The organism is Nosocomiicoccus massiliensis, from assembly GCF_000438455.1.
Classification (GTDB): domain Bacteria; phylum Bacillota; class Bacilli; order Staphylococcales; family Salinicoccaceae; genus Nosocomiicoccus; species Nosocomiicoccus massiliensis.
This window is the reverse complement of record NZ_CAVG010000080.1, coordinates 1-22,857: the sequence shown is the minus strand read 5'-3', so window position 1 is coordinate 22,857 and position 22,857 is coordinate 1. Positions and strand designations below refer to the sequence as shown.

Here is a 22,857-nt window from a genome sequence, read left to right as displayed (position 1 = left end):
AATCACTCCTATGATGTTATTTAGTTTTATCTTGTTATTTTCTTTTATAGTCGTGGGTTTTACGTGATTATTATGGAGATTATAAATAGTCCTGATAATCGTAAAATACCGTATGTACCTTTTGTAGCAACTAGTACTATTCTAACTTTTATTATTTATGATGATTTATCAACTATATATTTTGGAGGTTTCTTATGAATGATTTAATGATTAAAGAAATGATGTCTTCTGATAAACCGAGAGAACGATTAAAAATATACGGTGCGGATAATTTAACAAATAGAGAACTTTTAGCAATCATTATAAATACCGGTAGTCGGAATGAGAGCAGCTTAACACTCGCAGATAATGTGTTAAAGAATTTAAAGAAAATCAGCGATTTAAGAGATGTTACGTATCAGGAGCTGACTAAGATTAATGGTATCGGTGAAGCTAAAGCGATAAAAATATTGGCAGTGATTGAACTTGCTGTAAGAATGCATAGTCATAGCTTAGAAGATGATGTATTCATTCATTCTCCAGATGACGTGTCGAAACTTTTAATGGAGAAAATGAGATATTTCCAACAAGAACACTTTGTCGTCTTATATTTATCGACTAAATATAAGGTGATTCATCAAGAAACAGTATTTAAAGGATCACTTAATACTACGGTAGTTCATCCACGAGAAATCTTTAAAGAAGCGGTCAAAAGAAGTGCTGCAGCATTTATATGTGTCCACAACCATCCGAGTGGTGATCCAACACCTTCTAGTGAAGATATTGAAGTTAGTAAACGACTAAAAATGAGTAGTGAATTGATTGGTATCGACTTTTTAGATCACATTATCATTGGTAATGGTAAATACATTAGCCTAAAAGAGATGGATTGTTTTTAATCTAGTAATGATTGCATAGGGACTTGTAACTCACTATGCTTTAATATATTATGTTAAAATTACAGAATATTAATTTTATACATAATAACTATTGAGGTAGGTGTTCCTATGTTTACATATAAAGTTGACGATGATATTTCTTTGAAGTTGGTGGATCATCGTGATGCGGATGCTATTTTTGAGTTGACGGATAAGTCACGTGATTATTTGAAAGTGTGGTTGCCGTGGCCTGCTTTTATTAAAGAGGTTGATGATACGAAGGCGTTTATTAAGTCTTCGATGCAGAATTACGTCGATAATAAGGGTATGGTGACTGCTATTTTATTTAAAGGGGAAGTCGCGGGTATTTTAAGTTTTAATTCGTTTGATTGGTCGACACGAGTTGGTCACATTGGCTATTTTCTCGGTGAAGAGTTTCAAGGGAACGGGATTATGACTCGTGCTGTGCGTGCGCTTATGGATATCGGTTTTTCTGAACTGAATTTAAATAAAATTGAAATACGTGCTGCAAGTAAAAATGTGAAGAGTCGTAAAATTCCTGAAACGTTAGGGTTTATTGAAGAGGGGACGTTAAGACAAGTTGAATGGTTATATGATCATTATGTCGATCATGTTGTTTATGGGATGTTAAAAGATGAGTGGATGGAGTTAAATTAATATTAATGCCACCTGTTTTTAACTTTTTAATAAGAGGGTATATGAGTATAAACGATATGGAATGAGGTGATTCTATGCTTGCTTATGTATATGCTGAAGATGAAAACGGCTTAATTGGTAAAGGAGACAGACTACCATGGAGGCTTCCTGCAGATGTAAAGTTTTTTAAAGAAGTGACGATGCAAGGAGACGTTGTCATGGGTCGCGTGACATATGAGTCAATACCGAAACGTCCGTTAAAAGGTCGACGTAATATCGTGTTAACTCATAATCCAGATTATGAAGCACCCGGTGCGATTGTAGTTAATAGTAAAGAAGAAGTTTTAGAGTTATATGAAAAGTACGCTGAAGATTTTTATATTATCGGCGGTGTAAGTTTATTTAAACTGTTTGAAGAAGATGTTGATTATTTATATCGTACAGTCATTCATGACGCATTTTACGGTAACGTATATTTTCCTGATGACTTTAATTATGATGATTTTGAACTTCTGAGGTCTTGGGATGGTATTGTAGATGAAAACAACAAGCATCCACATACTTTTGAAATATGGAAAAGAAAATAGAGATTAAAAATAATCCCCGAGAGTTTCGAGAATTAAACTCTTGGGGATTATTTTACATAAGTAAGAGCACTAGCGTTGACGCAATGAGGTGATTTATCATCGTCCATGTAAAGAATGGATACGTGCCATTATGAAGTTTTAACATTTTATTTGTGTTAAATACAAGTACAAGTGTTAATACGAATTCAGTAAAGCCATCCATATTTAATGTTAAGTTCATTTGGAAATATGCGATATACATCGCGATTGCGTTAAATAGTGCTGTCCCTGCAATCATATATTCTTTTAAAAGTACATTAATGATAATTGTTAATACTGATACGATCAGTCCAAATAATATTAAGTTTGGAATGACAAACGTTAAATTACTACCGTATCTCGCATAGTCTGGTATTGATGGTGCGATGACGATTGAACCGATGATGAAAAACGCAATGATAAACCAAATGTTGTTAAAGTGTCTGCGCATTTGTGGACCGTAGTTTAAGACGAACGAATATATTTTTGTATTCACTTCTTGACCGTTAATTTCTGCTTTATCATCTTTTACATTGACCATAGGCTGTTCTTTCTTTTTAAATAGGAAAGCATGGTATGCAAAATATATTTGTGTGATGATGAGTACAATGATGAAAGTTTTTAGTGTCATGCTTAGCCTCCGTTTTATATTACGATTACTAGTGTATCGGTTTATGTACATTATTACAAAATAAAACCCACTAAATTGGCGATTTAGTGGGTCTTTTGCGTAGACGTTCTGAGTCTACATTTAACAGATAATAATATGATATCTAGCACTTAGGTGTGCTACCGGTGAGTGACATTTGCTAGGCACTGTCGTTCTCTATGTCTAATATATACTCATTATATTTTAATGTTTAAAGAAAAGCAAGTTTATCTCGAATTTTATTTAATATAAACTTTTAAACGCGTATATTTTTCAATTAGATATGGTAAAATAATGATAATTATGGAGGTGGAGTTTTGAAGTTTTTTAATAAGAATAAAATGATTACGATTGTCTTTTCAGTCATCCTCCTTATTTTATTGATAGGGTTTTCTATATCTGTTCGTACACATACGACAAAGGCGGAGATGTTCGTTGGTGATGCGACAGCTACGACACAAAAAGTAATGAAAACTCCGTTTAACTTATTAGGTTTTATATTCGGACCGTCAAAAAACGAAAAAGAACTTGAAGCTAAGTTAGATATGTTACCGCAACTTGAAGCGGATTTAAAACGCCTTGAAGAAGAAAATGAAAAATTAAAAGAAGCACTTGATGTATCTTCTAAAATCGACTATGAAACAATCAATGCTCGTGTTATTTCACGTTCACCGGATCAATGGTTAAATAGTTTTACTATCGATAAAGGAACGAAGCACGGTGTATCTGAAGGTATGGCCGTTATGACGCCAAAAGGTCTAATTGGGGTTGTAAAACGTGCAAATGGAAGTTCAAGTTTTGTGGAAATGATTACGACAGACGCTGCAAAGAAAAATATTTCTGTTGAAATACATAACGGAGATAAGCGACATTACGGTACGATTCAAAGTTATGATGAAAACGGAAATACGTTACTCGTCGGTAATATCGTTAACGACGGTAAAATTAAAGAAGGTTCAAAAGTATACACATCCGGTTTAACAGGTATTTTTCCAGAAGGGATTATCGTCGGTGAAGTTGTCGATTCGGTAAACGATAAATATGGTTTAAGCAAAAATGCGAGTGTTAAAATGGACAGCGATATTAATGAACTCGACATGATATTTGTCATTAAACGAGAGCCTGAAACTGTAGGTGAAGAATAACGATGCGTTCAATTTTTTTATTTATCGGATTCTTTACTGTATTGTTTTTAGATTTTAGTTTCGCTTCAGTGAGCCCATTCTCACTGTTAGGTTCTGACGTTTATTTTGTACCGAAGTTATTATTTATGATGTTATTACTCGTATCGATTTACTTCGGGAGATCGTATAGCATATTTTTTAGTATCGTATTCGGAGTCATTTTAGATTTATATACAGGTTCAATTTACGGCATTCATTTATTTGGATTTGTCGCATTTGTATTATTTATGCATTCAGCATTTAGAGTATTCTATAGAGATATGATAGGTTTATTCTTTGTCGTTATCGTCAATACGTTTTTATTTGATTTATATATATATGGGATATACAAAGTAGTTGGGTATATAGATTTACCAGTATTTGATTATATTGCGTTACGTGCAGTACCGAGTTTATTATTAAATGCATTACTATATATACCACTTCTCATCTTTGTACTCGTATTAAGAAAAATAAGAAAAAATGTATTCACAAAACATGCATAAAAAGATTGACTAGAGCAGTTAGTATGTGTATACTTTAGAAGTTGATGAATTTGTAAACATCAACCGCTCAGAACAGGTTTAAGTGATTATTTAATCCACCTATATGGCGTGTCTTATAATTAGGAGGTGTAAAGTATGTTTGCTATCATCGAAACAGGCGGTAAACAAGTTAAAGTAGAAGAAGGTCAAACAATCTTCGTTGAAAAGCTTGACGCTAATGAAGGTGACACAGTTACTTTTGATCGCGTACTTTTAGTTGGTGGAGACGACGTTAAAGTCGGTGCGCCAGTCGTTGAAGGTGCTACAGTAACTGCAAAAGTTGAACAACAAGGTCGTGGCAAGAAAATCCACGTCGTTAAGTTCAAACGTAGAAAGAACTACTTACGTAAACAAGGTCATCGTCAGCCATTCACAAAAGTTACAATCGAAAAGATTGATGCGTAATGGTTCATGTTGAAGTCAAGTTGAAAGATGACGTTGTTAAAAGCATAGAAATGTCTGGTCATGCCGATTATGGAGAACATGGACAAGATATTGTTTGTGCTGGAGCGTCTAGTGTAGTATTTGGTAATACGAATGCGATATTTCAATTGACAGATGTCGAACCGGTGTTAGATATCAACAATGAAGGTGGGTATTTCTTTTTAGAAGTAAAAGAATACGACCAATCTGTAAATCTAATACTTAAAACGATGATTATATCACTCGAAACTATAGAACAATCGTATAAAGACTATATTAAGGTAACTAAAAGTGAGGTGGACTGAATGTTTAAATTAACATTAGACTTACAATTTTTCGCATCGAAAAAAGGGGTAGGATCTACTAGAAACGGTCGTGACTCTCACGCGAAACGTCTTGGTGCGAAACGCCAAGATGGCCAATTTGTAACAGGTGGTTCAATTTTATTCCGTCAACGCGGAACTAAAATTCATCCAGGTGTAAACGTTGGTAGAGGTGGAGACGACACATTATTTGCTAAAGTAGATGGAGTCGTAAGATTTGAGCGCGTTGGACGTAACAAAAAACGCGTATCTGTTTACGAAGCGTAATAAAACAGGCATCAGCGATTCGCTGATGCTTTTTTTTATGTCAGTATATTATGTATAATAGATAAGAATGGAGGTGTCGGTATGTTTGCAGATTATGCGAAGATCTATGTAAAAGCAGGAAACGGTGGTAATGGAATCGTTGCGTACCGAAGAGAAAAATATGAACCTATGGGTGGTCCAGCAGGTGGAGACGGCGGTAACGGTGCAGATATCGTTATGGAAGTCGATGAAGGACTTAATACGTTAATGGACTTTAAATATCAGCGTCACTTTAAAGCAGAGCACGGTGAATCTGGTATGAGTTCAAATAAGCACGGTAAAAGTCGTGATCCGATGATTCTTAAAGTACCACCAGGTACAGTCGTAAAAAATGCTGAAACTGAAGAAGTCATTGCGGATTTAACGACACATACTCAGCGTGCAGTCATCGCAAAAGGTGGACGCGGTGGACGAGGGAACTCTCGTTTTGTATCGAGTAGAAATACGGCACCAGATTTTGCTGAAGGTGGAGAACCAGGAGAAGAGTTCGACCTTATATTAGAATTAAAGTTAATGGCAGACGTCGGTTTAGTAGGATTTCCAAGTGTTGGGAAGTCGACGTTATTAAGTCGTGTATCTCGCGCGACACCTAAAATTGCGTCATATCCATTTACAACGATTCAACCGAATTTAGGTGTTGTAATTGTTAGAGATAAGTCATTTGTTATGGCGGACTTACCAGGGTTAATTGAAGGTGCAGCTGACGGAACAGGTCTTGGAATACAGTTTTTAAGACACGTCGAACGTACTAAAGTTCTCGTGCACGTCATCGACATCGCAGAAACAGAGTATAGAGATGCAGTGGAAGACTATAAAATCATACGCAATGAATTAAAAGAATATAACGAAAAATTATTAAAACGACCAGAAATTATCGCTTTAAATAAAATCGAAGTACTTCAAGATAGAGAAAATATTGAACGATTTAAACGTGAAGTCGAGACGGATTCTAAAATCGTTGAAATCTCAGCTGTAACTGGAGAAGGTATTCAAGCGTTAAACGATTTAATTATCGAAACGTTAGAAAATTATGTCCCTGAAGAGGAAGAAGAAACTATCGATCAAGACGTTCGCGTCGTATATCGACATGAAAAACAAGAAGCACCGTTTGAAATTAAACGTGGTATGGACGGAACATTTGAAATTCACGGTAAAGAAATCGAGACGCTATTTATGCGTACAGACTTCTCGCGTGACGCAGCAGTTAGAAGATTTGCACGTCAAATGCGTTCGATGGGTATCGATGACGCGTTAAGAGAAAAAGGTGTACAATCTGGAGATGTCGTTAGAATTAAAGACTTTGAATTTGAATTTATTGAATAGGTGAAAATATGTATCAGTATATTAAAGGCACGCTCACAGAAATTCATGCGAATTATGTGACACTGGAAACAGCTGGTATTGGGTATTTAATCGTTGCTGCAAATCCATATCACTTTGAAAAGTATTTAAATCAAGAGACGCGTATTTACGTCGAACAAATCGTTCGCGAAGATAGTCTCACACTATATGGGTTTAGCAGTATGAGTGAAAAGGAAATGTTTCAGTCGCTATTAAAAGTAACTGGAATTGGACCAAAAAGTGCGCTCGCAATTCTCGCGACGTCAACACCGTCTGAAGTCGTAAATGCGATTGAAAACGAAGATCAAAAGTATTTACAAAAATTCCCTGGTATAGGTAAAAAGACCTCTCAACAAATTATTTTAGATTTAAAAGGGAAGTTAAAAGCAGACTTTAAAGCTGAGGTAAAACCACAACAATCTACGCGTTCAAACGACGTCATTGTAGAGGAAGCACTTGAAACATTAAAAGCACTCGGATACAGTAAACGTGAGTTAAAATCGTTAGAAAAATATTTATCAAAACAAGAACTCACAACTGTCGAAGAGGCAGTGAAATTAAGTTTAAGACATATCGTTGAATAGAACAGGAGACGATAATCATGGACGATAGAATTTTAGATCAGTCGTTAATAGAAGGTGAGGCGAGAGAAGAACTCTCGCTTCGCCCGTTATATTTATCACAATATATCGGTCAAGATACGATTAAAAGGAATTTACAAATTTTTATAGATGCAGCAAAGATGCGTGAGGAACCACTCGATCACGTCATTTTACACGGACCACCAGGGCTCGGTAAAACGACGCTTTCAAATATTATCGCACATGAAATGAACGTTAATATAAGAACAACTGCAGGTCCTGCAATTGAACGTGCGGGAGATTTAGCAGCGATATTATCGAGCTTAGAACCTGGAGATGTTTTATTTATCGATGAAATTCACAGGCTCCCACGTATCGTCGAAGAAATTTTATATTCTGCGATGGAAGATTATTTTATCGACGTTGTCATCGGTCAAGGCGACGAAGCGAGAAGTATTCGTATTGACTTACCACCATTTACGTTAGTCGGTGCAACGACGCGTTTTGGTAGTTTATCCGCACCGCTTAGAGACCGTTTCGGAATACAATTACGATTAGAATACTACTCAAACGACGCGTTACAAACGATTGTTGAACGTACCGCGGATATTTTTGACGTGAAAATCGATGAAACGTCTGCATATGAACTTGCGAGAAGAAGTCGCGGAACCCCGCGTATTGCGAACCGTTTATTAAGACGTGTTCGTGATTTCTCAATGGTGAAAGGTGAAGCGTCGATTTCACTAGAAACGACGAATGATGCACTACGCGTTTTAGAAGTCGATGAAGAAGGACTCGATCCAATCGACCATAAAGTCATGACGACAATTATCGACACGTATGGCGGTGGTCCTGTCGGTTTAGAAACAGTCGCTGTATCAATAGGTGAAGAAGTCGTCACGTTAATCGACGTATACGAACCGTATTTAATCCAACGTGGTTTTTTACAACGTACACCAAGAGGTCGTGAAGCGACAGCAAAAAGTTATGACTATTTTAAACGACACAAACATATAGAGGATAATGAATCATGAAATTAACCGATTTTGATTTTCACTTACCAGAATCTCTTATCGCACAACATCCGCTTAAAAACCGTACGGATTCTAAATTATTAGTGTTAGATAAAGAAACTGGTGAAATTGAAGACCGTCATTTTTATAATATAATCGACTATTTAAAAGAAGATGACGTTCTCGTATTAAATAATACACGCGTTCTACCTGCGAGACTCCATGGTCATAAAAAAGATAGTGGTGGTCACGTTGAAATGTTATTACTTAATCCTGAAACGAATGGATATAAAGTACTCATTAAACCTGCTAGGCGCGTACATATTGGGACAGAAATCGTGTTTGGTGACGGTGAACTGACTGCAACTGCGTTAGAAAAGCATGACAACGGTATTTATATCGTAAAACTTCAATATGATGGTATTTTAGAAGAAGTGTTAGATGGACTCGGTGAAATGCCACTTCCACCATATATCAAAGCACAATTAGAAGATAACGAAAGATATCAAACTGTATTTTCAAAACATAGCGGAAGTGCAGCTGCACCGACAGCTGGGCTACACTTTACGACTGAGTTACTTAGTCAAATAAAAGAAAAAGGTGTAGATATCGTCTACATTACGCTTCATGTTGGACTTGGTACGTTTCGACCAGTCGCAGTAGAAAACGTTGAAGAGCATGATATGCATAGTGAGTTTTACTCAATAGAAGAATCTACTGCTAAAAGATTGAACGAAGCAAAAGAAAAGGGACATCGTATTATCAGTGTCGGCACAACATCGACGCGCACGTTAGAAGCGAATTTTAGAACGTATAAAAAATTCGTAGCGACGAGTGATTGGACGGATATATTTATTTATCCAGGTCAAGAAATATTATCTGTAGACGGTCTTATTACGAATTTCCATTTACCGAAATCGACATTATTAATGCTCGTAAGTACGGTTTCTACACGAGAAAATATTTTAAAAGCATATAATCATGCAGTAGAGAAAGAGTATCGCTTCTTTAGTTTTGGCGATGCGATGTTAATCATTTAGAGGTGAAATTATGGCAATACGATATGAACACGTTCATACGTGTAAACAGTCTGGTGCACGTGCTGGGCGTTTACATACACCGCACGGCATTATTGAAACACCGATTTTTATGCCTGTCGGAACGCTTGCAACAGTAAAAGGGATGTCACCAGAAGAATTATTAGAAATGGGTAGTCAGATTATCTTATCGAATACGTATCACTTATGGTTAAGACCAGGCAGTGATCTCGTCCGTGAAGCGGGTGGACTTCATAATTTTATGAACTGGCAAAAGCCGATTTTAACAGATTCTGGTGGATTCCAAGTATTTAGTTTATCGAACATTCGTACAATCGAAGAAGAAGGTGTACACTTTAGAAGTCATTTAGACGGTTCAAAGTTATTTTTAACACCTGAAAAGGCAATGGATATTCAGCACGATTTAGGTGCAGATATTATTATGTCATTCGATGAATGTGCACCAATTCCAGCAACTCGTGAATACGTTAAAGATTCGTTAGAACGTACGACACGATGGGCAGAGCGTGGGTTAAATCACCATGTGAAATCTGGAAACGATAAAAAACAAGCGTTATTTGGAATCGTTCAAGGTGGAGAATACAGTGATTTAAGAAAGCAAAGTGCAAGAGAAATTACGTCGTTAGATTTTCCTGGGTATTCTATCGGTGGACTATCTGTCGGAGAACCGAAACCATTAATGTACGAAATGTTAGAAGAAACAGTCCCGCTATTACCGTTTGACAAACCGAGATATTTAATGGGTGTTGGTTCACCAGATGCTTTAATAGAAGGAGTCATTCGCGGTATCGATATGTTTGACTGTGTATTACCGACACGAATCGCACGAAATGGTACGACGATGACGAGTCAAGGACGTCTCGTCGTTAAAAACCAAAAATATAGCCGCGACTTTAGTCCACTCGATCCAAATTGTGATTGTTATACGTGCCGTAATTATACGCGTGCTTATATCAGGCACTTATTTAAAGCGAATGAAATGTTCGGTGCTAGACTTACGACTTATCATAACTTACATTTTCTGTTAAACTTGATGAGTGACGTTCGTCAAGCAATATTAAATGATAGTCTGTTAGATTTTAAAGAATATTTCTTTGAAACATATGGACTTAATAAAGAGAATGCTAAAAACTTTTAAGAGGGGGGAATCACGTGGATTTATTAGTAACTTTACTACCATTTATCGCGATTTTTGCTGTGATGTATTTTTTAATGATTCGTCCAGCACAAAAGCGTCAAAAACAAATAAATGAAATGCAAGCAGGCTTACAAAAAGGTGATGAAGTTGTAACAATTGGCGGTCTTACAGGTGTCGTTGAATCTTTCGATGCGAACTACATGTATTTAAAAGTCGATGAAGGCACAACTTTAAAATTTGAACGCCGTGCGTTACATCAAGTATCTAAGTAATTAAAAGTCGACAGATGTCGGCTTTTTTTATTTTATATTTAGTTTTAACCAAATTATCGTTATAATGTATATATTAATTTACATTACATAAAAAGGGTGACACTGTGAAAAAGAAACCAAGTAGAATTATAAGTATGTTACTTATCGTCGTACTTTTAGGTACAGCGATTGGGCTTACTTATAAAGATATAGTTAAAGACGTAAACTTAGGTTTAGACCTTCAAGGTGGATTTGAAGTACTTTACCAAGTTGAGCCATTAGAAAAAGACGATACGATTGAACAAAAAGATGTCGAAGCGACAGCTTCAACACTCGATTCACGTGTAAACGTACTCGGGGTATCTGAACCGAACATTCAAATAGAAGAAGGAAATCGTATCCGAGTACAACTTGCCGGAGTTGAAAACCAACAAGAAGCGCGTGAATTACTTTCAACGCAAGCACTACTTACAATTCGTGACGTTGAAGATAATGTCTTACTATCTGGTAAAGATTTAGTACAAGGTGGGGCGAGTCAAGGTTATGACGACTTAAACCAACCGATTGTATCTTTAAAATTAAAAGATGCAAGCAAGTTCCATGAAATAACAAAAGAAATTTCTGAAAAACAGAAAGGAGCAAATCTTTTAGTTATTTGGATGGACTTTGAAGAAGGCGTCGATTCTTTCGTTGAAGAAGCTAAAAAAGAGGATTCTAAATATATTTCAGCAGCTTCAGTGGATAAACCAATTAACTCAACAGAAGTAATGATTTCTGGAGGATTTGGTGATAAAGAAGGATTACAACGTGCACAAAATATTGCAGCACTACTAAACTCTGGTGCATTACCTGTTAAACTAACTGAAATTTATTCGACAAGTGTCGGCGCACAGTTTGGTGAAGAGGCGCTCGATAAAACTGTAACAGCAGGTTTAATTGGTGTCGCAATCGTACTCATTTATATGCTTATTTTCTATAGAGTACCAGGACTCATTGCGTCAGTTACACTCGTCGTTTACATCTACTTAACGCTCGTAATGTTTAACTTAATTAGCGGTGTGTTAACACTACCTGGTATTGCAGCGTTAATTTTAGGGGTCGGAATGGCCGTTGACGCAAATATTATTTTATACGAACGCATAAAAGAAGAAATAAGAATTGGACGAAGTATTAAAGAAGCGTACAAAAAAGGTGCGAGTCAATCATTATGGACTATTATTGACGCGAACTTAACGACGTTAATCGCGGCGATTATTTTATTCATCTTCGGTACGTCTAGTGTTAAAGGTTTTGCTACGATGCTCTTACTATCTATTTTAATGAGTTTCGTTACAGCAGTATTCTTAACTCGTGTACTGATGCGTTTACTAGTTTCATCTGGCTCTATGGACAACAAACCACAACTATTCGGTTTAAAGAAAAAACATATTCATAACATTCGTGAAGGTGTTAACGTTCAAGATCTAACAACTGTTTGGGATGGACTTAAATTTGCAGAACATGCGAAGAAATTCTTCCTATTAAGTGGTCTGATTATCGTAGCAGGAATCGCGATTTTATCAATATATAGACTGAATCTTGGAATTGACTTTACGAGTGGTACACGAGCAGATATTGTCGCTGAGTCTAATACGACAGAACAATCTGTAAGAGATGATTTAGTTGAACTTGGACTTGAACCAGAAAGTTTAACGAAGTCAGGGGATAAGACAGTCGTTGCGCGCTACTCAAAGGATTTAGATAAAAACCAAATCGCAGAGTTACAGACGTTCTTTGAAGAGAAGTACGGCGAAACTCCGATGACGAGTACAGTAAGTCCAGTCGTTGGACAAGAGCTCGTTAAAAACGCAATTAAAGCATTACTTATAGCGTCAGTAGCGATTATAATATACGTAACGATTCGTTTTGAATGGCGCATGGGATTACCAGCTGTTCTTGCGTTACTGCATGACGTATTTATAATGATTGCAGTCTTCAGCTTCTTTAGATTAGAAGTCGACATTACATTTATTGCCGCGGTACTGACAATCGTCGGTTACTCAATTAACGATACGATCGTTACGTTAGACCGTATTCGTGAAAACAATAAAAAGATGAAAGTATACAAGAGTGAAGACGATATTAATCGCCTCATCAATACGTCATTAAGACAAACGATGACACGTTCATTAAACACAGTAATAACAGTAATCATCGTCGTTGTGTTCCTCGTATTTATGGGAAGCGAATCGATCTTTACGTTCGCAGTTGCATTGCTCGTTGGTTTAATTAGTGGTGTGTACTCATCTCTATTTATCGCAATTCAGATATGGGGTGTCCTTAAAAAGAGACAACTTCGTAAGAATGGTGGTAAACTAGTTGTATACGAAGAAAAACGTAGTAATGATGATAAAGTATTAGTATAAAATAACGTCTAGGCAAATCGCCTAGACGTTTTTTAAAGGATGATTATATGTACGAGTCAACATATCATTGGATTTTAAATGAAAATGAATCGTCTATTACAGACGAACTTATCGAACGATATAAATTAAGTGAACTCAGTCAACAGATTTTAGAAAATCGTGGGTTCACATCTGAAGACGATTTAAAGAAAATATTAGAGCCAGAAACACATTCACCGTCACTCATATATGATATCGACAAAGCGACAGAGTTAATCCAGGAGCATATTAACAATCAAAGTCGAATTTTAATTTACGGTGACTATGATGCGGATGGAATTACGAGTACGACGATACTATATAAAGCGTTAAAAAAACGAAATGATAACGTGTATTTCTTTATCCCAAATCGCGTCGATCACGGTTATGGTTTAAATTACGATTTACTACAAGAAGAAGTCGTCGGGAATTTTGATTTAGTAATTACAGTGGATAATGGGGTTACACATATTAAAGAAATTGAATTACTAAGAGAGAATGATATAGACGTCATCGTCATCGATCACCATGAATTTAGTGAGGAAATGCCAAATGCAGTTATCATTCACCCGAATCATCCAAATGGAAATTATCCATGTAACAACTTAGCCGGGGTCGGTATTACGTATAAAGTGATTGAAGCGCTAGGATACGTTGAAGATGAATTTATTAGCCTTGTTGCGATCGGAACGATTGCAGATATGGTGCCGATGTTTGATGAGAATCGATATTTTGTCATTCATGGGTTAGATTATTTAAATAGTCATACGAATTTTGGTGTAAAAGCACTGTTAAATGCGGCGAAATCTTCAGGTGAAATTACCGAAGAGACGGTCGGTTTTACGGTTGCACCTCGATTAAATACGACGGGTCGTATAGACGAAGCGAGTATATCAGTATCTCTCTTACTTTCTGAAAGTTATAGTAAAGCGGAAATGATAGCTTCAGAAATAGAGATGTTAAATGATACTAGGAAGCAAATGGTTGAGGATACGTACGCTGAAGCGTTAGAGTTTTTAAATGCTGACGATAACATTCACGTCATTTATGGTGAGTTATGGCATCCTGGTGTGTTAGGAATCGTTGCTTCTAAAATAGTTGAAGCCTACGGTGTACCGGCAATTTTACTGACAAAAGATGAAGATGTATACACTGGAAGTGCGCGTTCAATTAATACGATAGAGTTGCTGCAAGAATTGTCGCATATAAAAGCGTCACATGTGGCACACGGACATAACCAAGCATTTGGGATTAAAGTACCAGTAGAATCCATGGATGATTTTAAAGATGAATTAACAGCGTACATGAACGACAAAGTATCTTCATCAAAACCGACTAAAGATGTCGATTTAAAGTTAACGAAAACAAACGTTACGACAGATGATATTAAGGCATTAAATGCATTACGACCGTTTGGACATGGATTTTTAGCACCAACAGTCATGATAAGTGGTGCACGAATTGATTCGATTCGCCAGCTCGGTGTTGATAACAAGCATTTAAAAATGACGCTTTACGATTATAGTTTTGAAGTGATCGGATTTAACTACGGGAAGTTATATAACGAGACATCTCAAAGCGAGAAAATTTACATGATCGGAACTCTCGGTATCAATGAGTTTAACGGTGTAGAAAAAGTTCAACTCGTATTAAATGACGCTGAAATTAAAGATATGCAGCTATTTGATATGCGTTCTAAAAACAATCAAAATTTTAAACGTATTAATAAAAATAGTGATATTTTCTTTATCGCTGAAGATAAAGAAAAGCTCGGTGATAACTATTTTCATTACGGTGAGACGATTAGTTATAACGTCGACCAAGTGATTTTTAGAGATTTACCAATTTCTATACAAAATTTTGAAGCATCAGTGAAGCAATTAAAGACTTCAAAGCTCGTCGCTATTTTTGATGATAAAGATAATTTATTCTTTAGTGGGATTCCTAAAGTTCAAACGATTGAACATGTGTATGAAACAATTATTAATGCTGAAAATGGTGCGATTGACTTAAAAAAATATGCACCACAATTTGCAAAAAAACATCACATTACGATGGATATGCTCGTCAAAGTATTAAATGTTTTAGATGATTTAAATCGTGTTAAATTAAATGAAGGCGTCATTTTTTACAATGAGAATTTAACGTCTGATCTCGTCGTCATCGAATCGACTTACTTTAAACAGCTCAGTGAAAAGTTAAATGCAGAAACGATTTTAAAAATGTCCTCGAGACCAGAGTTAAAAACATATATTGAAACGCTAATAAACGAATAAAAACGATGTGTATACGTATGAATTATGTTAAAATAATAGTATTAAATGTAAAGGTGCGAGATTATTAAATGAATTTACGACAGTATGTTTCTGAAGTAGAAAACTGGCCAAAACCTGGCGTTCAGTTTAAAGATATTACGACGATTATGGATAACGGTGAAGCATTTGGCTACGCGGTAGATCAAATTGCTAAATTCGCTGAAGATAAAGACGTCGATATTATCGTTGGACCAGAAGCACGAGGTTTTATTATCGGATGTCCAGTTGCGTATAAGTTAGGTATTGGCTTTGCGCCAGTGCGTAAACCAAATAAGCTACCGAGAGAAACAATATCTTATGAGTATGATTTAGAATACGGGACAAACACACTTGAAATTCATAAAGATGCAATTAAAAAAGGTCAACGTGTGTTAATTACAGATGATTTACTTGCTACTGGTGGAACGATTGAAGCGGCGATTCATCTTGTTGAAGCGCTCGGTGGTATCGTAGTCGGACTCGCGTTTTTAATCGAGTTAAATTATTTAAATGGTCGAGATAAAATTAAAGACTATGAAATTATCTCATTATTAGAATATAATGAATAATAATTATAGTGCCTGAGCAATCAGGCACTTTTACATAACAAGACTTTTAAAGGAAGTGAGATCATGAGTGATAAAGAATACCCATATACTGCTGAAGATGTATTTAATTTATGTAGTGCATATATGAATGATGATGAGTTAAATATGGTTAAAGATGCTTATGATCTTGCTGAAAAAGCTCATGATGGGCAATTTAGAAAAAATGGATTGCCGTATATTTTACATCCAGTTCAAGTCGCAGGTATTTTAGCAGAGTTAAAGCTGGATGTAGCAACGATTGTCGCAGGATTTTTACACGATGTCGTCGAAGATACGCCGTATACTCATGATGATTTAGTACATATGTTTAACGAAGAAGTTGCGGTTATCGTTGACGGTGTAACGAAGTTAGAAAAAGTTAAGTATCGTTCTCTTGAAGAGCAGCAAGCAGAAAACCATAGAAAACTGTTCGTTGCAATCGCAAAAGATGTGCGAGTAATATTAGTTAAACTCGCAGATAGACTGCATAATATGCGTACGTTAAAAGCGATGCCTGAGGAAAAGCAAATTCGAATTTCTAAAGAAACGCTTGAAATTTACGCACCGATTGCGAACCGACTCGGTATCTCGAGTATTAAATGGGAGTTAGAAGATATCTCACTACGCTATATCGATCCAAGCGCATATTTTAGAATCGTTAGTTATATGAAAAAGAAACGTAGTGAACGTGAAATTATCATTAACAAAGCGATTGAACAAATCGAAAGCGAATTATCAAAATCACATATTAAAAATAGTTTATCTGGACGCGCAAAACATATTTATAGTATTTACCGTAAAATGGAAGACCAACATAAAGAGTTTGATCAAATTTTTGATTTACTCGCTGTACGCGTACTCGTCGATGATATTAGAGATTGTTATGCGGTACTTGGTATTATCCATACGATTTGGAAACCGGTACCTGGTCGTTTTAAAGACTATATTGCGATGCCGAAACAAAATATGTATCAGTCACTACATACGACAGTTGTCGGTCCAAACGGTGATCCACTGGAAATACAAATCAGAACATTTGAAATGCACGAAATCGCAGAGCACGGGGTTGCTGCACACTGGGCATATAAAGAAGGTCAAAAGTTAAGTGCACCGACGAATAGCTGGGTAAAAGAAATTGTCGATAATGAGTCGTCTTATACAGATGCTGAAGAATTTATGGATGCATTAAAGAGCGATATGTTATCTGATAAGATCTATGTATTTACACCAAATGGTGATGTCGTGGAATTACCACAAGGCGCAGTTCCGATTGATTTTGCGTATTCTGTACACTCAGAAGTCGGAAATCAAATGGTCGGAGCAAAAGTAAACGGTAAAATTGTACCGATTGATTTTACGTTAAATACTGGAGATATCGTTGAAATTCGTACGAGCAAACAGTCATACGGACCAAGTTTAGACTGGTTGAATCTCGTAAAGTCATCGAGCTCTAAAAATAAAATACGAGCGTTCTTTAAAAAGCAAGACCGTGAACAAAACGTTGAAAAAGGTCGCCTACAAGTTGAAGAAGAAATTAAGCTAAACGGTTTTACACTAGAAGAAGCATTAACTGAAAAAATAGTCGCTCAAGTGCTAGAGCGATATAATTTAAATCAAATCGATGATCTATATGCAATGGTTGGATATGGTGGTGTGACACCACAGCAAATTGCGAACCGTTTAACGAGTCATTTAAAACAAAAAGATACGTCACCTGTTCTTGAAGTAGAACGTAAAAAAGACTTTAAACAAACGACTTCAGAGTCTGGTGTAATTGTTGAAGGATTAGACGGTATGCTCGTGAGCCTTGCAAAATGTTGTAACCCGGTTCCAGGAGATGACATCGTCGGTTACATTACAAAAGGTCACGGTGTAAAAGTTCACGTTAAAAGTTGCGCGAACATTCAAAATGAAACAGAGCGTTTAATCGACGTTTCATGGGTCGGAAGTATCGAGGACAAAGCACGCTATAAAGTGAATTTAGAAATTCACGGATTCGATCGAAATGGTTTAGTCAATGAAATATTAAACCTCGTGTCTAGTGAGAAAGTTCCGATTACCCAAGTGAGTGGCCAAACGAATGCGAGTAATCATGCGAAAGTGAATATTTCGATTATGGTTCAATCTAAACCAGATTTACATCGTATCGTCGATAAGATTAAAAATTTAAAAGATATATATAGTGTTGAGCGCGTGTTTAAATGAGGTGTTATAAGTGAAAGTCGTATTACAAAAAGTGAGTCATGCATCAGTCATTACAAACGAGTTATATAATGAAATCCAAACCGGATACATGTTACTCGTCGGTGTGAGTGAGACATCTACGAAAGAAGATGCAAAAAAACTTGCTGAAAAAATTGTAAAGGCAAGAGTATTTGAAGATAACGACGGAAAAATTAACTTGTCGATCAAAGATGTCGGAGGAGAAATTTTAAGTATTTCTCAGTTTACGTTATATGCAGATGTCAGAAAAGGAAACCGTCCATCGTTTGTCGATGCTGCGAGTAAAGAGCATGCAAACGAGTTATATGAATACTTTAATGAGCAACTAAGAGAAGCAGGAGTTCTCGTTAAAACTGGATTTTTCGGAGCGCATATGGATGTGCGACTCACAAATAGTGGGCCGATTACTATTATATATGAAGCCAAAGAAGGTAAGATTATTTAATGAATGGACTAAAGGCATTCTTAAAAAAGGTCGGCCAATTTTTAATTTGGTTTCTTAAAACAAAAAAGCATGTATATGTAAAACCGTTATTTATATTTGTAACGTCTTTAATATTTATTTTTTCATTTATTTACATCGTAAAATCATATGAACCAAAAAATAATTATCAAAATATAACGATTGATTTTACAGAAAAGAAATATGACTTTAAAGGAAAAACAATCGTCATTGACCCTGGTCACGGTGGTACAGATCCAGGGGCACCGTCATACTACGGTGAAAACGAGGCAACGATTGTGTTATCCGTTGCGCTAAAGTTAGAAAAAGTGTTAAAACAATCGAATGCAAAAGTTGTCATGATTCGTAATTCTAATAAAACAGTAGAACTCGATGACCGTGAAGTCGAAGGAGATATTTTTATCTCACTTCATAGTGATGCGTTTGAATCTCCAGAACCTACTGGCTTTAAAACATTCTACACTCATGATAACCAAAAAGACTTAGCAACTGCTATGAACGAAGGTTTAGACCGTTATGCACTGTTACCGAATAATGGCGTTGAAGTTATGGGATATCAAGTAACAGAACAACTCGATTATCCAGCAACGTTAGTCGAACTCGGTTTTTTAAGTAACGATGTCGATGATTATTTACTAAATACTGACGATTATCAAAATCGTTTAGTTAAAGGACTATTAGATGGCTTAGAAATATATCTTGAAGAGTAGATAATCATTTGACTAAATGTACGATATTAATTTATAATTTATTTAATCTAACTATAGAAGAAGTACGTTTAAAAATGAGCGAGCAGAGACGTCATGTTTGGTGAGAGTGGCGCATTTTTAAAATGTTACAGACACTTCTATATATTAATAAAATAATTTTTAATGAAGAGTAAACCATTACTAAATTAGGGTGGCACCACGATATATTCGTCCCTTATACCTTGAACGGTATAAGGGATATTTTTATGGAGGGAAATTTATGATACAAATACCACGCGGTACGCAAGATATATTACCGAAAGATTCTTATAAGTGGCAGTTTATTGAAGACACACTTAAAGACATTTGTGAAAAATACAATTATCAAGAAATTAGAACACCAATTTTCGAAAGTACTGATTTATTCGTAAGAGCTGTTGGAGATACGACAGATATCGTCAATAAAGAAATGTACACGTTTAAAGATAAAGGCGATAGAAGTATGACACTTCGTCCTGAAGGTACAGCAACAGTCGTACGTAGTTATATTGAAAACAAAATGTACGGTGACCCAAATCAACCGATTAAAGTCTTCTACAATCAGCCGATGTTCAGATACGAACGCCAACAAAAAGGGCGTTATAGACAGTTCATTCAGTTCGGTGTAGAAGCGATCGGTGTTGAGGATCCGTTAATCGATGTTGAAATTTTAAGCATGCTCATGGCGTTTTATGAGTCATTTGGTTTAAAAGATTTAGAGTTACACATTAACTCAATTGGTGACTTTGATAGTCGTAAAGAGTATCAAAAAGCACTACAAGAACATTTTAGACCGAGTATTGATGAGTTTTGTTCTGACTGTCAGTCACGTATCGACTCAAATCCAATGAGAATATTAGACTGTAAAAAAGATAAAAATCATCCGTTAATGGCGACGGCGCCAAAAATCACTGATTACTTAAATGAAGAATCGCTGTCGTATCACGAAAAAGTAAAATCTCAACTCGACAAAATCGGTATAAAATATGTTGAGGATCCGAATTTAGTACGTGGACTTGATTATTACACGCACACTGCATTTGAATTAATGAGTACTTCAGATGGTTTTGGTTCGATTACTACACTCGCAGGTGGAGGTCGATATAACGGTTTAGTAGAATTGTTAGACGGTCCGAAAGAAACAGGTATCGGATTTGCTTTATCTATTGAACGCTTACTACTCGCACTTGAAGCAGAAGGTATTGATATTAAAAACCCTCATACGCTAGATTTATATGTTGTAACAATTGGGGAAGAGGCAAGAGACTATGCGAGCGTATTATTATCACAGTTAAGAAAAAATAAATTGACTGTCGATATGGACTATAAAGCTCGTGGTGTCGGAGCTCAGTTTAGAGATGCAGACCGTAAAGGTGCGACTTATACAATTGTATTAGGTGAAAATGAACTTGAAACTGGTCAAGTCAAATTAAAACATATGGCAACAGGAGAAGAAGTCGAAACTTCAATTGAAAACTTAGGGGAGGCTATTAAATAATGAGTAGAACACTCGTATTAGAAACGTTAGAACAACTAAACGAAACAGTAACATTAAAAGGCTGGGTACAACGCCGTCGTGACTTAGGTGGGTTAATCTTCATCGACTTAAGGGATGCTTCAGGCGTCGTACAAGTTGTCTTTAATCAAGATCATAAAGATGCAACTGAAATTGCAGACACACTACGTTCAGAGTACGTTATCGAAGTCACAGGAGAAGTCGTTAAACGTGACCCGTCGACAGTGAACGAAAACATTAAAACGGGTGAGTTAGAAGTCGTTGCAAATACACTTAAAGTATTATCTAAAGCGCAAACTCCACCATTCCAAATTGAAGATGAAGACGTAAGTGAAGACGTCAGACTAAAATATCGTTACGTCGATTTAAAACGTCAACGTTTACAAGAAACATTAAGAACACGCCATAAAACTACTGCAGCAATTCGTGAATTTTTAAATGACGAATTTTTCGTAGATGTTGAAACACCGTTCTTATCTAAATCAACACCTGAAGGTGCACGTGACTATTTAGTACCATCACGTATTCACCACGGTGAATTTTATGCTTTACCACAGTCACCACAAATTTATAAGCAACTACTTATGTTAAGTGGCTTTGAAAGATATTATCAAATCGTAAAATGTTTCCGTGATGAGGACTTACGTCGTGATCGTCAACCAGAGTTTACTCAAGTCGATATCGAAAAATCATTCACTGACGTCGAAGATATGATCGATTTAAACGAACGTTTACTAAAGCACGTATTTAAAACAGTTAAAGGTTTAGACATTGAAACACCATTTGCACGCATGACATATGACGACGCGATGTTACGTTATGGTGTAGATAAGCCAGATACACGTTTTGATATGGAACTCGTAGAACTTAGCGAATTTAGTAAAAACGTCGACTTTAAAGTGTTTAAATCTACAGTTGAAAACGGTGGAATTGTTAAAGCAATCGTCGTTAAAAACAATGCAGACAAATATTCTAGAAAAGATATTGAAGCACTTGAAGAGTACGTAAAATTATACGGTGCTAAAGGACTTGCTTGGTTAAAATATAACGACGACGCATTCACTGGTCCAATCGCTAAATTCTTTGACGATGAAAAACAAATAGAATTAAAAAAATTATTAAACGCTGAAAACAATGACCTCGTATTTTTCGGAGCAGATAAAGCATCTGTTGTAAATGCAAGTTTAGGTAACTTAAGAAATAAACTCGGTAAAGAGTTAGAGTTAATCGATGAAGATAAATACAACTTCGTTTGGATTACAGACTGGCCATTATTTGAATACGATGACGAAGAAGAACGTTTCGTTGCAGCACACCATCCGTTTACGTCACCAAAAGAAGAAGATATCGAGCTACTAGAAACAACACCAGAAAAAGTAAAAGCAAATGCTTATGACATCGTATTAAACGGTTATGAACTCGGTGGAGGGTCAATTCGTATTTCTGACCCTGAACTTCAAGAAAAAATGTTCAAAGCACTTGGCTTCTCAGAAAAAGAAATGCATGATCAGTTTGGTTTCTTAATCGAAGCATTTAAATACGGAGCACCACCACATGGTGGTTTAGCATACGGATTAGATCGTCTCGTTATGTTACTGACAAAAACAGATAATATCCGTGACGTTATCGCATTCCCTAAAACAAGTAGTGCACAAGACTTAATGATGGATTCACCGTCATATGTATCAAACAGACAATTAAACGAATTACATC

Annotated in this window: 23 protein-coding genes and 1 other annotated feature; of the genes, 22 read left to right on the top strand and 1 reads right to left on the bottom strand. The window is 36.1% G+C overall.

The genetic code is table 11. The features are described 5' to 3' along the window. The first annotated feature begins 194 nt into the window (after positions 1 to 194). The 3 genes from radC to TJ68_RS03675 all read left to right on the top strand — a co-directional run bounded on the left by radC (position 195) and on the right by TJ68_RS03675 (position 2,101). The gene (gene radC, locus TJ68_RS03685) at positions 195 to 878 is read left to right on the top strand and encodes a RadC family protein (RefSeq protein WP_145998154.1); all 684 of its coding nucleotides are present in this window, start codon (positions 195 to 197) and stop codon (positions 876 to 878) included. 108 nt (positions 879 to 986) lie between these two features. Then, positions 987 to 1,535 (top strand): GNAT family N-acetyltransferase, encoded by a 549-nt coding sequence (locus TJ68_RS03680; protein WP_040928805.1) that lies wholly within the window; start codon positions 987 to 989, stop codon positions 1,533 to 1,535. 74 nt (positions 1,536 to 1,609) lie between these two features. Continuing rightward, positions 1,610 to 2,101 carry a dihydrofolate reductase gene (locus tag TJ68_RS03675; protein WP_040928804.1) on the top strand — a complete coding sequence of 164 codons (492 nt, stop codon included), beginning with the start codon at positions 1,610 to 1,612 and terminating at the stop codon, positions 2,099 to 2,101. 52 nt (positions 2,102 to 2,153) lie between these two features. On the opposite strand, the gene TJ68_RS03670 is transcribed toward TJ68_RS03675, so the two are convergent. Beyond that, a complete protein-coding gene (locus TJ68_RS03670) occupies positions 2,154 to 2,750 on the bottom strand; it encodes a hypothetical protein (protein WP_040928803.1) in 597 nt (198 codons plus the stop codon). Positions 2,751 to 3,085: 335 nt separating this feature from the next. Between TJ68_RS03670 and mreC the strand changes: the two genes are divergently transcribed. The 19 genes from mreC to aspS all read left to right on the top strand — a co-directional run. Beyond that, positions 3,086 to 3,913, top strand: coding sequence for a rod shape-determining protein MreC (gene mreC, locus TJ68_RS03665; RefSeq protein WP_238316027.1), 828 nt, complete (start codon positions 3,086 to 3,088; stop codon positions 3,911 to 3,913). Between the two features lie 2 nt (positions 3,914 to 3,915). Beyond that, positions 3,916 to 4,437: a rod shape-determining protein MreD gene (gene mreD / locus TJ68_RS03660; RefSeq protein WP_040928802.1), complete on the top strand. Its 522-nt coding sequence runs from the start codon at positions 3,916 to 3,918 to the stop codon at positions 4,435 to 4,437. A gap of 51 nt (positions 4,438 to 4,488) precedes the next feature. Next, positions 4,489 to 4,561, top strand: a sequence feature (ribosomal protein L21 leader region). 11 nt (positions 4,562 to 4,572) lie between these two features. Beyond that, positions 4,573 to 4,881 carry a 50S ribosomal protein L21 gene (gene rplU, locus TJ68_RS03655; protein ID WP_040928801.1) on the top strand — a complete coding sequence of 103 codons (309 nt, stop codon included), beginning with the start codon at positions 4,573 to 4,575 and terminating at the stop codon, positions 4,879 to 4,881. Continuing rightward, a complete protein-coding gene (locus TJ68_RS03650) occupies positions 4,881 to 5,204 on the top strand; it encodes a ribosomal-processing cysteine protease Prp (RefSeq protein ID WP_040928800.1) in 324 nt (107 codons plus the stop codon). Before rplU ends, TJ68_RS03650 begins: the two co-directional genes overlap by 1 nt. Next, positions 5,205 to 5,489, top strand: a complete 285-nt coding sequence (rpmA, locus tag TJ68_RS03645) for a 50S ribosomal protein L27 (RefSeq protein WP_040928799.1) — start codon at positions 5,205 to 5,207, stop codon at positions 5,487 to 5,489. A gap of 81 nt (positions 5,490 to 5,570) precedes the next feature. Then, positions 5,571 to 6,851: a GTPase ObgE gene (gene obgE, locus TJ68_RS03640; protein ID WP_040928798.1), complete on the top strand. Its 1,281-nt coding sequence runs from the start codon at positions 5,571 to 5,573 to the stop codon at positions 6,849 to 6,851. A gap of 8 nt (positions 6,852 to 6,859) precedes the next feature. Next, a complete protein-coding gene (ruvA, locus tag TJ68_RS03635) occupies positions 6,860 to 7,453 on the top strand; it encodes a Holliday junction branch migration protein RuvA (protein WP_040928797.1) in 594 nt (197 codons plus the stop codon). A gap of 17 nt (positions 7,454 to 7,470) precedes the next feature. Then, positions 7,471 to 8,484 (top strand): Holliday junction branch migration DNA helicase RuvB, encoded by a 1,014-nt coding sequence (ruvB, locus tag TJ68_RS03630; RefSeq protein WP_040928796.1) that lies wholly within the window; start codon positions 7,471 to 7,473, stop codon positions 8,482 to 8,484. Continuing rightward, on the top strand, positions 8,481 to 9,503 hold the full coding sequence (gene queA / locus TJ68_RS03625; RefSeq protein WP_040928795.1) for a tRNA preQ1(34) S-adenosylmethionine ribosyltransferase-isomerase QueA: 1,023 nt from the start codon (positions 8,481 to 8,483) through the stop codon (positions 9,501 to 9,503). The genes ruvB and queA overlap by 4 nt, the downstream gene beginning before the upstream one ends. Before the next feature lie 7 nt (positions 9,504 to 9,510). Continuing rightward, on the top strand, positions 9,511 to 10,659 hold the full coding sequence (gene tgt / locus TJ68_RS03620) for a tRNA guanosine(34) transglycosylase Tgt (RefSeq protein ID WP_040928793.1): 1,149 nt from the start codon (positions 9,511 to 9,513) through the stop codon (positions 10,657 to 10,659). A gap of 14 nt (positions 10,660 to 10,673) precedes the next feature. Continuing rightward, positions 10,674 to 10,931, top strand: coding sequence for a preprotein translocase subunit YajC (gene yajC, locus TJ68_RS03615; RefSeq protein WP_040928791.1), 258 nt, complete (start codon positions 10,674 to 10,676; stop codon positions 10,929 to 10,931). Between the two features lie 104 nt (positions 10,932 to 11,035). After that, the gene (gene secDF, locus TJ68_RS03610) at positions 11,036 to 13,315 is read left to right on the top strand and encodes a protein translocase subunit SecDF (RefSeq protein WP_081643653.1); all 2,280 of its coding nucleotides are present in this window, start codon (positions 11,036 to 11,038) and stop codon (positions 13,313 to 13,315) included. 47 nt (positions 13,316 to 13,362) lie between these two features. Continuing rightward, a complete protein-coding gene (gene recJ / locus TJ68_RS03605; RefSeq protein ID WP_040928790.1) occupies positions 13,363 to 15,609 on the top strand; it encodes a single-stranded-DNA-specific exonuclease RecJ in 2,247 nt (748 codons plus the stop codon). A gap of 68 nt (positions 15,610 to 15,677) precedes the next feature. Beyond that, positions 15,678 to 16,196, top strand: a complete 519-nt coding sequence (locus TJ68_RS03600; RefSeq protein ID WP_040928789.1) for an adenine phosphoribosyltransferase — start codon at positions 15,678 to 15,680, stop codon at positions 16,194 to 16,196. 63 nt (positions 16,197 to 16,259) lie between these two features. Further along, a complete protein-coding gene (locus TJ68_RS03595) occupies positions 16,260 to 18,419 on the top strand; it encodes a RelA/SpoT family protein (RefSeq protein WP_040928788.1) in 2,160 nt (719 codons plus the stop codon). 10 nt (positions 18,420 to 18,429) lie between these two features. Continuing rightward, entirely contained in the window at positions 18,430 to 18,882 is a 453-nt protein-coding gene (dtd, locus tag TJ68_RS03590) for a D-aminoacyl-tRNA deacylase (RefSeq protein WP_040928787.1), read from the top strand. Beyond that, a complete protein-coding gene (locus TJ68_RS03585; protein WP_040928786.1) occupies positions 18,882 to 19,610 on the top strand; it encodes an N-acetylmuramoyl-L-alanine amidase family protein in 729 nt (242 codons plus the stop codon). Before dtd ends, TJ68_RS03585 begins: the two co-directional genes overlap by 1 nt. A gap of 259 nt (positions 19,611 to 19,869) precedes the next feature. After that, a complete protein-coding gene (hisS, locus tag TJ68_RS03580) occupies positions 19,870 to 21,126 on the top strand; it encodes a histidine--tRNA ligase (RefSeq protein WP_052327290.1) in 1,257 nt (418 codons plus the stop codon). Next, on the top strand, positions 21,126 to 22,857 hold a 1,732-nt coding region (aspS, locus tag TJ68_RS03575), incomplete at its 3' end, for an aspartate--tRNA ligase (RefSeq protein ID WP_040928785.1). The genes hisS and aspS, both read left to right, overlap by 1 nt.